Source organism: Shewanella sp. DNRA4, assembly GCF_012843185.1.
Taxonomy (GTDB): Bacteria; Pseudomonadota; Gammaproteobacteria; order Enterobacterales; family Shewanellaceae; genus Shewanella; species Shewanella xiamenensis.
Genome location: NZ_JABAIP010000011.1, coordinates 154,189 through 171,361, shown reverse-complemented (window position 1 = coordinate 171,361; position 17,173 = coordinate 154,189). Strand labels below are relative to the sequence as shown.

General features: G+C 44.5%; 14 protein-coding genes. 10 read left to right on the top strand and 4 right to left on the bottom strand.

All coding sequences use genetic code 11. The annotated features are described in order from the left end of the window. Nucleotides 1-41: 41 nt before the first annotated feature. A complete protein-coding gene (locus HG547_RS13645) occupies nucleotides 42-1,166 on the bottom strand; it encodes an OmpA family protein (RefSeq protein ID WP_169548118.1) in 1,125 nt (374 codons plus the stop codon). A 239-nt stretch (nucleotides 1,167-1,405) separates the two neighbouring features. Beyond that, a complete protein-coding gene (locus HG547_RS13640) occupies nucleotides 1,406-3,772 on the bottom strand; it encodes a phosphoketolase family protein (protein WP_169548117.1) in 2,367 nt (788 codons plus the stop codon). A 430-nt stretch (nucleotides 3,773-4,202) separates the two neighbouring features. Here HG547_RS13640 and HG547_RS13635 point away from each other — a divergent pair, with 430 nt between their 5' ends. Beyond that, complete coding sequence (locus tag HG547_RS13635) at nucleotides 4,203-5,669, top strand: alanine/glycine:cation symporter family protein (RefSeq protein ID WP_037421222.1); 1,467 nt, start codon at nucleotides 4,203-4,205, stop codon at nucleotides 5,667-5,669. Nucleotides 5,670-5,778: 109 nt separating this feature from the next. After that, entirely contained in the window at nucleotides 5,779-6,552 is a 774-nt protein-coding gene (gene yaaA / locus HG547_RS13630) for a peroxide stress protein YaaA (protein WP_169548116.1), read from the top strand. Nucleotides 6,553-6,653: 101 nt separating this feature from the next. Here yaaA and HG547_RS13625 read toward each other — a convergent pair whose 3' ends face one another. Beyond that, complete coding sequence (locus tag HG547_RS13625; protein WP_037421215.1) at nucleotides 6,654-8,060, bottom strand: M28 family metallopeptidase; 1,407 nt, start codon at nucleotides 8,058-8,060, stop codon at nucleotides 6,654-6,656. A 135-nt stretch (nucleotides 8,061-8,195) separates the two neighbouring features. Here HG547_RS13625 and HG547_RS13620 point away from each other — a divergent pair, with 135 nt between their 5' ends. Further along, nucleotides 8,196-8,492 (top strand): metalloregulator ArsR/SmtB family transcription factor, encoded by a 297-nt coding sequence (locus HG547_RS13620; protein WP_006084975.1) that lies wholly within the window; start codon nucleotides 8,196-8,198, stop codon nucleotides 8,490-8,492. Nucleotides 8,493-8,552: 60 nt separating this feature from the next. On the opposite strand, the gene rpsT is transcribed toward HG547_RS13620, so the two are convergent. Continuing rightward, the gene (gene rpsT / locus HG547_RS13615) at nucleotides 8,553-8,819 is read right to left on the bottom strand and encodes a 30S ribosomal protein S20 (RefSeq protein ID WP_037421209.1); all 267 of its coding nucleotides are present in this window, start codon (nucleotides 8,817-8,819) and stop codon (nucleotides 8,553-8,555) included. Between the two features lie 252 nt (nucleotides 8,820-9,071). On the opposite strand from rpsT, the gene murJ reads away from it, so the two are divergent. The 7 genes from murJ to pilV all read left to right on the top strand — a co-directional run bounded on the left by murJ (nucleotide 9,072) and on the right by pilV (nucleotide 17,169). Continuing rightward, the gene (gene murJ / locus HG547_RS13610) at nucleotides 9,072-10,631 is read left to right on the top strand and encodes a murein biosynthesis integral membrane protein MurJ (RefSeq protein ID WP_047536861.1); all 1,560 of its coding nucleotides are present in this window, start codon (nucleotides 9,072-9,074) and stop codon (nucleotides 10,629-10,631) included. Nucleotides 10,632-10,696: 65 nt separating this feature from the next. Continuing rightward, complete coding sequence (gene ribF, locus HG547_RS13605) at nucleotides 10,697-11,632, top strand: bifunctional riboflavin kinase/FAD synthetase (RefSeq protein ID WP_169548133.1); 936 nt, start codon at nucleotides 10,697-10,699, stop codon at nucleotides 11,630-11,632. Nucleotides 11,633-11,664: 32 nt separating this feature from the next. Beyond that, the gene (ileS, locus tag HG547_RS13600; protein ID WP_169548115.1) at nucleotides 11,665-14,487 is read left to right on the top strand and encodes an isoleucine--tRNA ligase; all 2,823 of its coding nucleotides are present in this window, start codon (nucleotides 11,665-11,667) and stop codon (nucleotides 14,485-14,487) included. A 9-nt stretch (nucleotides 14,488-14,496) separates the two neighbouring features. Beyond that, complete coding sequence (lspA, locus tag HG547_RS13595) at nucleotides 14,497-15,009, top strand: signal peptidase II (protein ID WP_037421196.1); 513 nt, start codon at nucleotides 14,497-14,499, stop codon at nucleotides 15,007-15,009. Continuing rightward, nucleotides 15,009-15,431 carry an FKBP-type peptidyl-prolyl cis-trans isomerase gene (fkpB, locus tag HG547_RS13590; RefSeq protein WP_169548114.1) on the top strand — a complete coding sequence of 141 codons (423 nt, stop codon included), beginning with the start codon at nucleotides 15,009-15,011 and terminating at the stop codon, nucleotides 15,429-15,431. The genes lspA and fkpB overlap by 1 nt, the downstream gene beginning before the upstream one ends. A 1-nt stretch (nucleotide 15,432) precedes the next feature. Continuing rightward, complete coding sequence (gene ispH / locus HG547_RS13585; RefSeq protein WP_037421194.1) at nucleotides 15,433-16,389, top strand: 4-hydroxy-3-methylbut-2-enyl diphosphate reductase; 957 nt, start codon at nucleotides 15,433-15,435, stop codon at nucleotides 16,387-16,389. A gap of 192 nt (nucleotides 16,390-16,581) precedes the next feature. Continuing rightward, a complete protein-coding gene (pilV, locus tag HG547_RS13580; RefSeq protein ID WP_169548132.1) occupies nucleotides 16,582-17,169 on the top strand; it encodes a type IV pilus modification protein PilV in 588 nt (195 codons plus the stop codon). Nucleotides 17,170-17,173: the final 4 nt, after the last annotated feature.

Here is a 17,173-nt window from a genome sequence, read left to right as displayed (position 1 = left end):
AGTCGCTGCAAGCAGCGACTTTTTTATTCTTAACAGTGCAATTACTTCAGAACAGGTTGTTTTTCAGTAGTTGTCACGATGGCTTCGATGCGGCGGTTAGCTGCATGAGCTTCTTTCGAGTCACCAGCCACTAATGGCTTAGTGATACCGTAACCGTTAGAAGTTACGCGGCTTTGGCTGATGCCATATTTTTCAACAAGGATCTTAGCAACAGCGTCAGCACGCTTGTCAGACAGAACCATGTTGTATTCTGGTTTACCTACGTTAGAAGCGTGACCCGCGATTTCAACAGTGAATTCTGGGTTCTTGTTCAGGTAGTTAGCCAGTCTTTCGATGTCTTTGTAGTACTCTTTCTTCACTACTGCAGAATCGTTAGCAAACTGGATAGAACCTACATCTTCTTGCTTTTTAACGTTTTCATAGATAGTACAGCCAACAGAGTCAACTTTGTGAGTTGCAGGCGTTGCTGGGCACTGATCTTTATCGTCGTATACACCATCGTTGTCTGAGTCAACTGGTGCTGCTGCAACAACGGCGGCAGCTACAGGCGCCGCGGCTGCTGGAGTACCAAAACGGTAGCTTAATTCTAAGCCCCAATAGTTGCTGTCAACATTTACTGGAACGATAGCGTTAGCGCCAGCGTTATCATCTAAGTTTTCATAGCGACGGTATTTAGCTTGTAACTTCAGGTTATCAGTGAAGTTATAGCCAACACCAGCACCGAAATATGGTGCGAAGTCGTTTTCGCTGTAAGAAGTTGATACGTTACCAGCGCGTTGGTTGTTTTCTAAGGTGTAGTACATTGCGCCAGCTTCAGCAGACAGGCTCCAACGGTTACCTAGTGGCCATACGCCAACTAGGCCAAGAGTTGCACCTTTTACATCTGCATCATTGCTAATGCCTGCATAGGTCCAATCTGCACTACCTAGATCACGATAGCCGATTTCTGCACCAAAGTAGTCATTAAACATATAGCCTGCGAAAATATCCCATGCGTATGGGTTATCATCGCCGTTATCAGTTGCAATGTGTTCATAGTTATTAACGCCTAAACCTGCACCAACATACCAAGGAGTTAACTCTTGAGATGCACTGGCAGCAAGTGGAAGCATTGATGTAAGTAAAACTACTTTTAATGTATTCTTCATCATTTTTTCTAAGTCCATTGTTTATGATTCTCCACCAATATGCTTTGCGGGTTTTAAGCAAAACATTGCTAGCACTTAGTGTGGGGATCCTTTGGTATTGTAGCCAGCGGTTAATTATCACTGCATTTGTTAAAATTTTCCAGTGCTTAGTCTGAAGTTTTTTTATGGGACTCCATCTTGTAATTAACTTGAGATGTTAAAAAGGCATCCTTTCGGATGCCTTTAAATTGTATTTATTTTGTTAATTTAATTAACTGCTAGCGAGTCCAAACCCAATTTTCGATTTCAGTTGGGTCAACACCATGTGCTTTAATATAGTTACGGTGATCAACAAGTCTTTGCAACATATCTGTTGTGATTGAAACGTGTTTAGTCTCATCAATGACGCCTTGTTGGAATAGTTTATAAGCCATATCAATAACAAGGTGGTAGCGAGAGGTTCCATTACGCACACCCATATCAAATGGTGTAGTTGTTGAGCCTTCTTCTTCATAACCTTTAATTCTAAAACGGCGGCTTCCTTTGTAATCAAAAATTAACTTTTTGATTGTATTTGGATAACCGTGATAGTTAAATACTACTCCTTTATCTTGAGTAAATATTTCATCCATCATCCATGGTTTTTCTTTAAATTTACGGCTACCTAAACCATCACTGCTTAATTCGGTGACGCTCACAAAACGGATTCTGACTCGAGGCAGCATTTCCCGAATGATCACTAAAGAGGCCATACATTCTTGAGTGACATAATCACCACAGCCAGCAAGGACGATATCTGGATTTTCATCTGAAGCAAAATCCCACACCATGACGCCATCTTTGGCTTGTTTACGTGCTTCATCTAAGCTTAGCCATTGTGGCAGCTCTTTTTTACCTGCGACTAGGATGTTCAGTTTGTCACGATCCGCAAAAGCACGTTCGGTATACACTAAGGTGCTGTTTGCATCAGCTGGTAAATAAGCAGAGATAATCTTTGGATGTTTTTCTAACATCGCACCTAGGAACGATGGGTTTTGATGCGAGTAACCGTTGTGATCCTGACGCTCTAATAATGAAGAAAGTACTACGTTGCATGCTGGTAAAGGTTTACGGAAATGCACCCCTTGACTGGCATAAACATACTTACAATATTGGTCGGCCATGGATGAAACTACTTGCGAGAATGACTCGTAGGTTGGGAACATGCCGTGGCGACCCGTTACTGTGTAGCCATGTAACATACCAAATAGTAAGTTCTCAGAAAGGAGTTCTAGTACACGGCCATCGCGAGACATATCTTCATCCCAGCTTTCAATTGGCCATTGCCATGCACGGTCGGTTTCTTCAAATACCGCTTGCAGTTGGTTTGAATAGGTTTCATCAGGGCTGAAAATGCGTAAATTGCGTTGATCACGATTCAGTTTGAATGCGTCACGCATCCATTCACCCATTTTCAGCATGGAGTAACCGCGGTGTCCGCGTGGTACTTCTGGACCGTAGTTGAGTTTTTCTAGATCTGGATTGGATAAAGCTCTAACAACTTCACCACCATAAGTGAGATGTTGGCGACCACAAGCTAAGTGTTTTGGTGGGATTAAGGAGCTAATATCCGCATCAAAAATCAGTTCACCTTGAGCATTGATTTGATAGAGATCTTGGAACTGGTAGCTAGCTAACCAGTTATCCAATGCGGCTAGATGGCCTTTATCGGTCGCGCATTTGTTAACAATCACTTGGTGTGATTCGCAGTTGCCTTCTAACTTCTTACCATTATATTCGCTTACGCCTGTCCAACCTTTGGCTGTGCGCATTAAAATCACTGGCCAGCGAGGTTTTACAATATCTTCGCCTTTACGTGCTCGAGCTTGGATGTCATTAATCATGCTATAAGCGGTATCCATGGCGGTTGCCATTTGAACGTAGATATCTTCTTCCGCTTCGCTATCCACTATAATGGGGTGGTAGCCAAGACCGCGGAATTCAAGATCTAATTCTTCATGGCTCATGCGTCCCATACGGGTTGGGCCAGAAATTTTATAGCCGTTAATATGGACGATAGGTAGCACAGCACCGTTGGTGGCGGGTGATACCAATCGGTTTGCATACCAAGATGCGGCTAATGGGCCTGTTTCTGATTCTCCATCACCTATTAATACCGTCGCGATAAGATCGGGGTTATCAAGCACTGCGCCCCAGCCAACGGATAATGAATAACCTAATTCTCCACCCTCCAGAATTTGTCCTGGTGCTTCAGGATTAGCATGTGAAGGATAACCATATGCTGCTGAGAACTTTTTACAAATATCCTCAATGCCCGTTTCATTATAAGGAATGGTTTCTGGATAGTAGTGGCTTAGAGAGCCTTCAATGAATAAGTTAGCTTGTACGGCAGGGAAGCCGTGTCCTGGACCAACTAAGTAAATAAAGGGACGATTGTGTTTTACAATGAGTCGGTTAACGTTCGCGTAGACAAAGTTGATACCAGGACAGGTTCCCCAGTGACCGAGCAAGCGAGGCTTAATGTCCGAGTGCGCTAGTGGGCGCTTATGAAGTACGTTTTGCTTTAAGTAAATCTGGGAGGTGGCGAGGAAGTTAGTGGCTCTTACGTATTTTTTAAGAGCATTTATCTCATGTGTTGTCGTCATATTAAGCCTCACTAGAGCAGACGGAAGTGAATAATGTTTTCTTGGAGTTACTATATTTGTAATTTTATTACAAAAATGTGCCCTACATCCAAATTTTAAAACTTGTGTTTGTCGTTAACGCATGTGAATGAAGTTTGTTAAATTGTTAATTTAATATTAACAGTAACTTATCTAAGCTTTATGAACGTGAGCTTGTAGCTATTTAACAATGTAAACCTAGGCTTGATCACATGAGTAATTTCGAATACTGTGCTATTTTGCTGCGTTGAATTCGGTAGCCGTGATGTTGTAAATTCACGGAAGGATAATTTGAAAGAATAAATCTACCGATATTCTTACCTTTATTTGGAAGGATTCATTCACCACAAATGTTGCACCTCGCTAAGTATAGGTGGGGGAGGGCATTTGCTACGGGAAGAAGTAAAATAATATGTTAGAAACGATTGTAAACTTTTTGAACGCACTGCTCTGGGGCAAATTGCTCGTTTACGGACTGGTGGGTGCGGGGCTCTATTTCACCTTACGACTTGTATTTATTCAACTTACACACTTCAAACACTCTCTAAAAGTCATGACCATGAGCCGCCAAGGCTGTGAAAGTGGTTTGTCTTCATTCCAAGTATTCTGTACGAGTATGGCTGCCCGAGTGGGTGCCGGAAACATGGCGGGTGTAGCGGTGGCCATTGGCTCCGCCGGACCTGGCGCTGTCTTTTGGATGTGGTTAATTGCCATGTTGGGTATGGCAACGGCTATGGTAGAGTCCACTCTTGCGCAGGTTTATAAGGTGCGTGATACCAACGGCCAATTTCGTGGTGGCCCTTCTTATTATATGGAGAAGGGACTTGGTCAGAGATGGATGGGGGTGTTGTTCGCTTTCTTCCTGATCATCGCTTTTGGTTTGGTGTTTAACGCGGTGCAAGCCAATACCATTACGGGGGCGATGGAGCGCGTGTTTGGCTTCGATCCGACCTATGTCGGTATCGGCTTAGTGTTAGCCAGTGGTTTTGTTATCGTCGGCGGCTTACGTAAAGTTGCGCGAGTATCTGAGTTTATCGTGCCAATTATGGCGTTGGCTTATATTCTGATCGCTTTCATTATTGTGTTGTTCAATTTGGAGCAATTACCCGCAGTTATTAGCCTGATTGTAAAAAGTGCTTTCGGTTGGCAAGAGGCTGCAGCAGGTGGCGTTGCTTATACAGTCGCTCAAGCGATGCAAGCAGGTATTGCCCGTGGTTTGTTCTCAAATGAGGCGGGGATGGGCAGCGCAGCAAACGTGGCGGCGAGTGCCTCACCTAATCCTAATCATCCAGCATCTCAGGGCTTTGTGCAGATGATGGGAGTTTTTGTTGATACTATTGTTATTTGTACCGCAACGGCTGCCATTATCTTGTTGTCTGGTGACATAGGTTCTAGTGATGATGGTATTCGTCTTACTATTAATGCGATGTCGAATCATGTTGGTGATTGGGGCGGTGCCTTTATTGCGATAGCGATTTTTCTATTCTGCTTTACCTCAATCATTGCTAATTATTCCTACGCCGAAACCAATGTGATGTTCTTAACGGGTAACAGTACTAAGGCGTTACCGTTATTTCGCCTGTGCGTATTGGGCATGGTGATGTTTGGTGCCGTAGCCAAAATCAGCTTAGTGTGGAACTTAGCCGATGTGTCAATGGGGCTAATGGCAACGGTCAATATCGTCGCATTGTTGCTGTTATCTGGCTTGGCGATACGGGTTATCAACGATTACTGTGAACAATTAAAGAGTGGCAAAATGCCTGAGTTTGACCGCAGTAAGTTCCCCGAATTGATGGAACAACTTGATGATGGCATTTGGCAGGACAATAGTGCCAATGAGTTGGCGAAATCGCGTACTGAATCTGCGGTTAGTCGTTAAGCTTCAAGTTCACTGATTAGCGCTATCGGAAAAACCACGTCATCCGTACGTGGTTTTTTTATGCTTGTTCAGTATCATAGTGGCGTATTTTATTTGTTGGAGTGTGTTAATGTTGATTTTGGTTTCACCGGCGAAAACCCTAGATTTTGAGCAACCTCCCTTGACTCAAACCCATACTCGGCCCGATTTTTTAGCTTATAGCCAAGAGCTCATTCAAGTTTGCCAACGGTTAACCCCCAGTGACATAGCAACATTAATGAAGGTCAGCGATAACATTGCGGGCTTAAATGCGGCACGTTTTGGCGAGTGGACACCCGATTACAGTATTGATAATGCTAAGCAAGCTATTTTCGCTTTTAGAGGCGATGTTTACATCGGTTTTGATGCTGATACCCTGACACCTGAACAGCTTGAACGTAGTCAGTCGCAGTTGCGCATTTTATCTGGGCTATATGGGTTACTGCGGCCATTGGATTTAATTTTACCTTATCGCTTAGAAATGGGGACGGCCCTTGCCAATCCTAAAGGTAAGAATCTTTACGATTTTTGGGGCAACACTCTCACCGAAGCGGTCAATAATGCCGTCGCTGCGCAGGGGGATGAGATCATTATCAACCTTGCATCCAATGAATATTTTAAGGCGATAAAGCCAAAGCAATTAGCAGGAAAATTAATCACTCCTGTTTTTAAAGACTTTAAAAATGGTCAATACAAAGTCATTAGTTTCTTTGCGAAAAAAGCGCGGGGAATGATGGCAAGATATATTATTGCTCAGCAAGTGAGTTCGATTGATGAATTAAAAGCATTTGATGTGGCAGGTTATTACTACAGTGAAGAATTGAGTAAACCGAATGAGCCAACATTCTTACGTGAAGCGCAATAACGTATTACGGCTTAAATAAAAAGAGTTGCTTAGGCTTAATGCCAGTCAGTTAAGCTGACTGGCATTTTTCTTTTTATGGGTGAATGATTTACTTATGAGGCTTATTTCGATTCAGTGCTAATGGGCGTTAACACTAAATTTGAGTTTGCCATGATATAAGCAAATTGAGCATATGCCGCCACATTTTGTGCCAGAGCCTTAGGATTGATTTTATCTAAGGTATCGTTAGGTGTGTGGTGATAATCGAAGTAATCGTGGCCATCCTGTCTTAATGATGCAACAGGTACGCCTAATGCGGGTAGCATAGAGACATCAGGCCCACCAGATGCTTGGTTATTGCCGAGGGCAACACCGTTGTATGTCATTGGTTTAATGCTCTCTTGAACTTGGGCGAAAACGTTGTCACTTACCTTAGTGTCGATTTGATAAATGGGGCCTGCGCCAAAGTCCGATTCGGCAGCAATATAATGCAGAGGTAGCTCGGCTTTGTGTGCTTCAGCATAAGCCTTACCCCCCACTAAGCCAATTTCTTCAGCGGCATATAGTACTACTCGCACTGTACGAGCGGGCTTTTGTGGAAGATCTTGAATATGTTTTGCTGCCGCTGTCACAATCGCAACGCCAGCGCCATCATCAATTGCACCTGTACCTTCATCCCATGAATCTAAATGGGCACCAATCAGCACGATTTCGTTAGGCTTACTACTGCCAGTGACTTCTGCAATAACGTTGTAAGAGGTATTTGTACCTAAATCCTTCGGTGACATATGCAGCTCGAGCACCGCATTCGGATCGCGTTTTAACATGGCATCGACTAAGTCTGCATCGGGATTAGACATCGCCGCAGCAGGGATTTTAGTCACACCATCTTGATAACGCATCACGCCAGTGTGTGCCATGCGGTCATGGTCGGTTCCTATTGAGCGAATGACGATTGCTACGGCTCCCTTTTGTGCTGCTGCGACAGCGCCCTTCGAGCGGCCGCCGACACTTTTTCCGTAACCTTCACCAGTTATATGACGCTCCGTTTTTTGATCGATAAAGGCAATTTTACCTTTTACATCATCAGGGTTGGCTTGTTGTAATGCTTCTAGGCTATCAAAGCGAGCTATTCTAGCCCTAATTCCCGTTACTGGCGTTGCAATGCTGCCACCCAATGCAGTAATCACCAAAGGTTGCTCTACCGGAGAGATAATCTTGGCTTTGGCTTCTCCACGTTCCCAAATAGGAACCTGTACTGGCTCTTTATAAACCTTATCAAACCCGAGGCTGGTTAACTTATTCATTGCCCAGTTCACGGCAATAATGTCTTTTGGACTACCAGCAAGGCGCGGTCCTACTTCTACCGTAAGAGATTCGACAATGTCATATCCAATCGAAGAGGCTAAAGCGGTTTGTTGTAATTGAGAAGGGATATCTGTTTTGACTGGTGTTTCGATATGAGTTTGGCAAGCGCTCAAACCACTAATAAAAAGGCCTGTTATCAACGTTGTTTGGTAGGGTTTCATAGGTTTCCTTTGTTTTTATTAAGCATGTCCCACTTTTGAAAACAATCTAGCAAAAAGTGTGCTTTATGTCCCGACTATATCTGTAAGGCAACGCTATATTAGCGCAGGGGTTAGTTTTAGGAGAAAATGTGCGTAATGAATATTGAATTAATGCAGGAGCGAGCCGATCATGCCGTGGTGCTATTAAAGGCACTCGCAAACGAACGCCGTTTATTTATCCTTTGTTATTTACTGAATGAAGGAGAAATGTGCGTTGGCGAAATGAATAAAAAATTAGGCTTAAGTCAATCGGCACTATCACAACACCTTGCTTGGTTACGCAAAGATAATTTAGTAACCACACGCAAAGAAGCGCAGACCGTATTTTATTCACTGAAGAGTGATGAAGTGCGTGAGATGATCCATTTACTAAACAATATTTATTGTCATTAATGGTTTTCAGCAGATATAAAAAAACCGGCAATTGCCGGTTTTTTTTATTTACTAAGATAATTAAGCAACAAGCGCTTTGATCTTAGCGTTCAAACGAGCCTTATGACGAGCAGCTTTATTCTTGTGAATAAGGCCTTTAGTCGCCATACGGTCAACGATTGGTTGTGCAGCAGCGAAAGCTTCGGTTGCTGTTTTGTGATCACCAGCTTTGATAGCTGCGATAACTTTTTTAACGTATGTACGTAACATTGAGCGACGGCTGGCGTTATGCTGACGACGCTTTTCAGATTGAAGCGCGCGCTTCTTTGCAGACTTGCTATTAGCCAAGGTGCAACTCCTAAAAACTGGATTTGATACTTTTAAAGGCCGAGGAATATGCCTGCATTTAGTCACTTTGTCAATGACTATGATTGAATAATCATCATAAAGATAAATTAATTCAACCTGCCTTGGCTATCTTCAACCCAACTCGTGTAATATGTGGCGCAATTCTAGCAGCTATTACCGCAGTGTGACAGAGCCTGAGTCGATTTTTTGAGATGAATCACCTAATCCATTCGATATAGGTCTGGGGGACGTTTGAGTAAAAAATTATTGAAGTCAGGCATGATTGTTAGTGCTATGACATTGATTTCCCGTGTTTTAGGTTTGGTTAGAGATGTTGTCGTTGCCAATTTAATGGGTGCAGGGACAAGCGCTGATGTTTTTTTCTTCGCGAATAAAATTCCTAACTTTTTACGTCGATTATTCGCCGAGGGCGCCTTTGCACAGGCATTTGTTCCTGTACTGACCGAATATCAAGAAAAGCATACCTCGGACGAAACTCGCGAGTTACTCAGTAAGGTGGCGGGGACCTTAGGGCTCTTAGTGACGATTGTCACGCTTGTCGGTGTGATTGCATCTCCTGTGTTGTCAGCCTTATTTGGTGGCGGCTGGTTTATGGCCTGGCTGAATAACGAACCTGATGGCGCTAAGTTTGAGTTAGCAACGGTCGTACTAAAAATCACTTTTCCTTATCTGTGGTTTATTACCTTTACTGCTTTAGCGGGCTCAATCTTAAATACTCGAGGACGCTTTGCTGTATCGGCTTTTACGCCTGTGTTTCTAAATGTGGCCATTATTGCGGCGGCAATGTTTTTCGCGCCGACGTCTTCTCAGCCCGAAATTACCTTGGGATGGGGAGTATTTTGCGGTGGTTTAATTCAGTTTTTATTCCAAATTCCGTTTCTGCTCCGAGAGAAAGCGTTAGTAAAACCTTCGTGGGGTTGGCAACATCCCGGGGTTGTGAAGATTAGAACTTTGATGATCCCTGCATTGTTTGGGGTTTCCGTCTCACAAATCAACTTGTTATTTGATACCTTTATCGCCAGCTTCTTGATGACTGGTTCTATTAGTTGGCTCTATTATTCAGACCGATTATTAGAGTTTCCACTTGGTTTATTTGGTATTGCTATTGCAACCGTGATTTTACCCGCGTTATCGCGAAATCATGTGAATGCAGAAGGAGATGGCTTTGGTAACACCATGGATTGGGGAATTAAAGCGATTTTATTACTCGGTTTGCCTGCGATGATGGGGTTGATAGTGCTCGCGCAGCCTATGTTAATGGTACTGTTTATGCGCGGCGCCTTTACTATCAATGATGTGCAAATGGCCTCTTACAGTTTGATGGCTTACGGAAGCGGTTTACTGAGTTTTATGTTAATCAAGGTGTTAGCGCCAGGATATTATTCTCGCCAGGATACTAAAACCCCCGTACGCTATGGCATCATCGCTATGATCACCAATATGGGCTTTAACTTAATATTTGCAATCCCATTTGGTTATGTGGGTTTGGCGATTGCTACATCCATGTCAGCCTTGCTTAATGCCACATTACTTTATCGCGGCCTGCATAAAGCAGGGGTTTATCGTATTACCAAACCGACTATGGTGTTTTTCCTTAAAGCCGTGGTCTCTACGGCATTGATGGTGGTAGTCTTGTACTATTTATTACCCACGCAATCTCAATGGGTAGAATGGCATTTAGCTTTACGAGCTAAGGCTTTGATTGGTTTGATTGCTGTTGGGACTATCACGTATTTACTTGGGTTACTGGCGTTGGGAATTCGTCCTTGGTCAATGAAACGGGGAGTTTGATTGCTGATTCTTATCGTTAGCTGTTATATAATCAGCCGATTTGCGCTTGGCAGTTGTCTAAAGTTATGGAATTAATCCGTGGTACACATAACATTTTGTCATCTCACCATGGCTGTGTGCTGACGATAGGTAATTTTGATGGCGTGCATCGCGGCCATGCACAGGTGATTGCTAATCTGGTGCAAAAGGCCAAACAGCTGTCGTTACCGCCAACAGTGATGACATTTGAGCCTCAGCCACAGGAGTTATTCCGAGGTGAGAATGCCCCCGCGCGTTTGAGCTTACTGCGGGATAAAATAATCCTATTGGATGAGTTAGGCGTTGAGCGGTTAGTGTGTGTTAACTTCAATCGCGCCTTTGCTGATCAACCAGCTGAGCATTTCATCGAAGAATTGCTGGTGCGCAAGCTCGGAGTGAAGTATCTCGTCGTGGGCGATGACTTTTGTTTTGGACAAGGTCGAAGAGGCAACTTCGAAATGCTGCTGCAAGCCGGAGTCCGTTACGGCTTTACCGTGGTCAGCACCCAGAGCTTTATGGTGGGCTCGCAACGCGTGAGTTCGACCGCGGTAAGAGAACAATTGGCTAAAGGAAACCTAGAGCAGGCAAGGCGTCTACTCGGTCATCCTTTTACCTTAAGCGGCCGCGTGGCCCATGGCCAAAAAATTGGCCGAACCATAGGTTTTCCCACCGCCAATATCGCCCTCAAGCGCAATGTTGTGCCGGTGCGCGGGGTGTTTGCGGTGAAACTCTATTGGGAAGATAGCGATATTTATGAAGGGGTTGCCAACATTGGTTTCCGCCCGACCGTAAATGGTCAAGTTTGTCAGCTTGAGGTGCATCTTTTTGATTTTGAAGGTGACATTTATGGCAAGCATGTTGAGGTTGAGTTAGTGGCAAAACTTCGCGATGAACAACCTTTTGATTCATTGGATGCACTAAAACAACAAATTTTGAATGATGCAAATGAGGCCAGAGCTTTATTTGGTAATGATGCAGGCTGATATTTATCAGTTTAATTAACGGTATAGGATCAATGAGCGACTATAAATTTACTTTGAATTTGCCGGAAACTGAGTTTCCGATGCGTGGTAATTTGGCAAATCGCGAGCCAGAGATGTTAGAGCGCTGGACGAAAGACGGTCTGTATCAGCAGATCCGTGATAGCCGAATTGGCCGCACACCTTTTATTTTGCATGACGGCCCACCGTATGCGAACGGCAGCATTCATATTGGTCACTCAGTCAACAAAATTCTTAAGGACATTATTGTTAAGTCAAAAACTATGTCAGGTTTTGACGCGCCTTATGTGCCGGGTTGGGATTGCCACGGTCTGCCAATTGAACTGAAAGTTGAGCAAAAAGTCGGTAAGCCTGGTCAAAAAATTTCTGCGGCCGAATTCCGTGAAGAATGCCGTAAATATGCTGCCGAGCAAGTCGATGGCCAACGCGAAGATTTTATTCGTTTAGGCGTGTTAGGCGATTGGCAAAAACCTTATCTAACAATGGATTTTGCCACCGAAGCCAATATTGTTCGCTCTTTATCAAAAGTGATTGAAAACGGTCACTTACATAAAGGTGTTAAACCTGTTCACTGGTGTACAGACTGTGGTTCTGCCCTTGCTGAAGCCGAAGTGGAATACGAGGATAAAACCTCTCCCGCTATCGATGTGGCCTTTACTGCAACTGACAGCAAAGCCGTTGCCGCTCAGTTTGGTGTAAGCGATTACTCACATCCAGTCGCTATGGTGATTTGGACAACCACACCTTGGACGCTGCCTGCGAACCGCGCGTTATCTATCAGCCCTGAGCTGGATTACAGCTTGGTTGAGTTTGTCAAAGAGGGCGCGACTCACGCGGTTATTCTGGCCGACGTGCTAGTTGAAGCTTGTATGACGCGTTACGGCGCCGAGAGCCATAGCGTGTTAGGTAAAATTAAAGGTGTAGCGCTTGAATTGGTTCGCTTTAAGCATCCATTCTTAGCCTTTGACGTACCTGCAATTTTAGGTGACCACGTGACGACTGACGCGGGTACGGGTGTGGTTCACACAGCACCTGGCCATGGTCAAGACGACTTCGTGGTAGGTCAAAAATACGGTTTAGAAGTGGCAAACCCAGTTGGCGATAACGGTATTTACAAGCCAGAGACTGAGTTCTTTGCCGGTCAACACGTATTTAAAGCAAACGACAATGTGGTTGCATTGCTGAAGGAAAAAGGCGCGCTATTACACCATGTTGCGTACCGTCACAGCTATCCACACTGCTGGCGCCATAAGACACCCATTATCTTCCGCGCAACGCCACAATGGTTTATCTCTATGGATAACCATAACCTGCGCAAGCAAGCATTAAGCGAAATTGAGCAGACTCAGTGGATCCCTGACTGGGGACAAAGCCGCATCGAGAAGATGGTTGAGAATCGCCCAGATTGGTGTATCTCCCGTCAACGTACTTGGGGCGTACCAATTACATTATTCGTACACCGCGAAACTGAAGAGCTGCACCCTGACAGCGTTTCGTTAATGGCACGTGTAGCCAACCGCATTGAGCAGGAAGGCATTCAAGCTTGGTGGGATCTCGATGCTGCCGAATTACTGGGTGAAGAAGCCGAACAATACCGTAAAGTGACCGATACCTTAGACGTATGGTACGACTCAGGTTCAACCTTTGCTTCTGTGGTTGGTGCGCGTCCAGAGTTTCATGGTCATGGCGTCGATTTATACCTCGAAGGTAGCGACCAACACCGTGGCTGGTTTATGTCATCACTGATGATTTCTACCGCCATGACTGGTAAAGCACCTTACAAACAAGTGCTGACCCACGGCTTTACCGTTGATGGTAAAGGTCGCAAGATGTCGAAATCTATCGGTAACGTCATTGCGCCGCAGCAAGTCACCAACAAGTTAGGTGCGGACATTCTGCGTCTTTGGGTTGCTGCGACCGACTACAGCGGTGAAATGACGGTATCGGATGAAATCTTAAACCGTAGCGCCGATGCTTATCGCCGTATTCGTAACACCGCTCGCTTCTTACTAGCGAACCTTAATGGCTTCGATCCAGCTAAGGACTTAGTGGCAGTAGAAGATATGGTGGCGTTAGATCGTTGGGCTGTGCGCCGCGCGGCTGCTCTGCAACAAGAAATCATTGAAGCTTACGAGCAATATAACTTCCATATTGTGACGCAAAAGCTGATGCAGTTCTGCTCGGTTGAGCTAGGTAGCTTCTACTTAGACATCATCAAAGACCGTCAGTACACCGCCAAGCAAGAGGGCCATGCCCGCCGTAGCTGCCAATCAGCACTGTTCCACATTGCTGAGGCCATGGTGCGTTGGATTGCGCCAATCCTGAGCTTTACTGCCGATGAAGTGTGGCAATTACTGCCAGGTCAACGTGATGCTTACGTGTTTACCCAAGAATGGTATCAAGGTCTGCAATCTATCACTTTAGATACTGATTTAAGCGATGCGTACTGGGAAAATCTGCTGACTGTACGTAACGAAGTCAACAAGGTCATCGAGCAAGCGCGCCGTGATAAACGTATTGGTGGCTCCTTAGAAGCCGAAGTCACACTGTTTGCTGATGCGGCTTTAACTGAACAGTTAACACACATTGGTGATGAGCTGCGTTTCGTCCTGTTAACTTCAGAAGCCAAAGTATTGCCATTGGCAGATGCGACAAGCGATGCCGTTGAAACTGAGCTGGCGTCATTGAAGTTAGTGGTAAATGCAACAACAGCAGAAAAATGCGAACGTTGTTGGCACCACAGGGAAGAAGTGGGCACGATTGAGGCTCATCCAACGTTGTGCCATCGCTGCGTAACCAATATTGAAGGTGACGGCGAAGTTCGTCTGTTTGCGTAAAGGATCTGTATGCCATTAACTTGGAAAGACAGTGGCTTACGTTGGTATTGGGTAGTTGTATTGGTGTTTTTGGCCGATCAACTATCCAAACAATGGGTCTTAGCCAATTTTGATTTGTTCGAATCGGTGCAGTTATTACCTTTTTTTAATTTCACCTATGTACGTAACTATGGCGCCGCATTTAGCTTTTTAAGTGAAGCAGGCGGTTGGCAACGTTGGTTATTTACCTTAGTGGCCGTTGGTTTTAGTACCTTGTTGACTGTGTGGCTGCGCAAGCAAGCGGCATCCCTCTGGAAGTTAAATTTGGCTTACACTTTAGTGATTGGTGGCGCCCTAGGTAACTTAATCGATCGATTGATGCATGGTTTTGTGGTGGATTTTATCGATTTTTATTGGGGTAAGAGCCATTATCCCGCCTTTAATATCGCCGATTCCGCGATTTTTATCGGCGCAGTGCTGATCATTTGGGATTCGTTTTTTAACAGCAAATCCGAACAAGATAAAACCGAAGAGGTGAAGTAGTGACTGTGACACGTTCGTTATTGTGCCATATGAATATTGTGCTTGAAGATGGTTCGACCGCCGATAGCACTAAAGCCTCGGGGAAGCCAGCACGCCTAAACATAGGTGATGGCACTTTAAGCCCAGCATTTGAAGCGCAGCTTGCTTCCTTAAATGAAGGCGATAAGCACAGCTTTACGCTTGAAGCGGTTGATGCGTTTGGTGAGTCAAATCCCGATGTGATTCATTATATGGATAGAACCCGCTTCCCTGCTGATATGGAATTAGAAGTGGGTGTTATCGTCAGTTTCGCTGGTCCTGGCGGCAGTGAGATACCTGGAATTGTGCGTGAGGTTGCAGGTGATTCGATTACCGTCGATCTCAATCACCCCCTAGCGGGACGCAAAGTCACATTTGAACTCGACGTGGTGAAGGTACTGTAAGATGAAATTAGATCCTACCAGCCCAAGTTTAAATATTATGCTGGCTAATCCTCGCGGCTTTTGTGCTGGTGTGGATCGCGCCATTAGCATCGTTGAGCGTGCGCTCGAGTTATTTTCGCCACCGATTTATGTTCGCCATGAAGTCGTGCATAACCGCTATGTGGTGCAAAATTTGAAAGACCGCGGTGCTGTTTTTGTCGAAGAGTTAGACCAAGTACCTGATAACAATATTGTTATCTTTAGTGCTCATGGGGTTTCTCAGGCGGTACGTGCCGAAGCTAAAGCGCGTGGATTGCGAGTATTCGATGCAACTTGTCCATTAGTCACCAAAGTGCATTTGCAGGTCACTCGAGCAAGTCGCAAGGGTATTGAATGTATTTTGATTGGCCATGCGGGACATCCTGAAGTTGAAGGCACCATGGGACAATATGATAACCCTAATGGTGGCGTTTATCTGATTGAATCCCCGGCAGATGTCGAGACTTTAGAAGTTCGCGATCCTAATAATCTCTGCTTCGTGACTCAAACGACCCTCTCGGTAGATGATACTCTCGATATCATCAGCGCCTTATTAAAGCGTTTCCCGTCCATTGAAGGCCCTCGTAAGGATGATATTTGCTACGCGACGCAAAACCGTCAAGATGCGGTGCGTAACTTATCTGCCGATGTTGATTTGTTAATTGTGGTCGGTTCGAAAAACAGTTCTAACTCTAATCGCTTACGTGAATTAGCATTAAAAACGGGTACAGAGTCTTATCTGGTTGATACTGCAGATGATATTGATTCATCTTGGTTTGAAGGTGTAACTAAAGTTGCTGTAACTGCTGGCGCGTCTGCACCAGAGGTTCTTGTACAGCAAGTGGTTCAAGCCATAGCGAAATTAGCGCCAAGTGTAGTGACTGAAGTCGAAGGACGAAAAGAAGATACTGTCTTTGCCGTACCCGCTGAACTACGCTAATTAATGTAGAAAATAGTAGTCAATTGAAAGAGGCCAATGGCCTCTTTTTTATTGTCTAAGTATGACTAAATTCAAACAAAGCATAATGAGATTGCAGCTTATATGCTATTGTTACTGGCCACTTACATTTTACTCATCTATTATTAACTGTTAGCAATAGTTTTATCGTAAGATTAAGATTTAAAAGGGTAAATAGCTGAAAAGCATGTCAAAAATATGACTAAATTCGAACGATTGACACATCAAGGATTTCAACGAGGCTTCTCACTAATTGAAGTGCTTGTTGCATTAGTGATCTTAGTGATTGGCCTGATCGGTATTTTTAATTTACACATAGTGGCTAAGCGCGGCAGCTTTGAATCTTTTCAGCAGACGCAGGCTTCTTACTATGCCAACGATATTATTAACCGTATGAAGCTTAATCGAACGCAATTAGCTAATTATGGTGGTGAATATACTGGAGAGCTAAGTAAACCAAACAAAGTGTGTGATGTAGCAGTTGGCGCAATTAGTTTGTGTTCGCCTGCCGAAACTGAAGCTTGGGATCTTTATCAGTGGGAGCAGAGTTTTATCGGTGCAGCTGAAACTGTTGGTGGACAGAATGTGGGAGGGTTAGATTCTCCAACGGCTTGTATTGATATTAATGGGTCAATTGTTACTGTTGCTGTAGCGTGGAGAGGCATTCGCGAAGGCGCTGGAACGACTTACTCGGGAAATGAGTGTGGTAAGGATCTTGGCTTGCGTAGACGTATATTTGTTGTATCGACAGTGATTATTTAGGTCA

Coding starts and splice junctions, on each gene's coding strand:
- HG547_RS13640 (WP_169548117.1), bottom strand. CDS start 3,772: ATGACGACAACACATGAGATAAATGCTCTTAAAAAATACGTAAGAGCC.
- ileS (WP_169548115.1), top strand. CDS start 11,665: ATGAGCGACTATAAATTTACTTTGAATTTGCCGGAAACTGAGTTTCCG.
- ribF (WP_169548133.1), top strand. CDS start 10,697: ATGGAATTAATCCGTGGTACACATAACATTTTGTCATCTCACCATGGC.
- HG547_RS13645 (WP_169548118.1), bottom strand. CDS start 1,166: ATGGACTTAGAAAAAATGATGAAGAATACATTAAAAGTAGTTTTACTT.
- HG547_RS13620 (WP_006084975.1), top strand. CDS start 8,196: ATGAATATTGAATTAATGCAGGAGCGAGCCGATCATGCCGTGGTGCTA.
- HG547_RS13635 (WP_037421222.1), top strand. CDS start 4,203: ATGTTAGAAACGATTGTAAACTTTTTGAACGCACTGCTCTGGGGCAAA.
- yaaA (WP_169548116.1), top strand. CDS start 5,779: ATGTTGATTTTGGTTTCACCGGCGAAAACCCTAGATTTTGAGCAACCT.
- ispH (WP_037421194.1), top strand. CDS start 15,433: ATGAAATTAGATCCTACCAGCCCAAGTTTAAATATTATGCTGGCTAAT.
- HG547_RS13625 (WP_037421215.1), bottom strand. CDS start 8,060: ATGAAACCCTACCAAACAACGTTGATAACAGGCCTTTTTATTAGTGGT.
- lspA (WP_037421196.1), top strand. CDS start 14,497: ATGCCATTAACTTGGAAAGACAGTGGCTTACGTTGGTATTGGGTAGTT.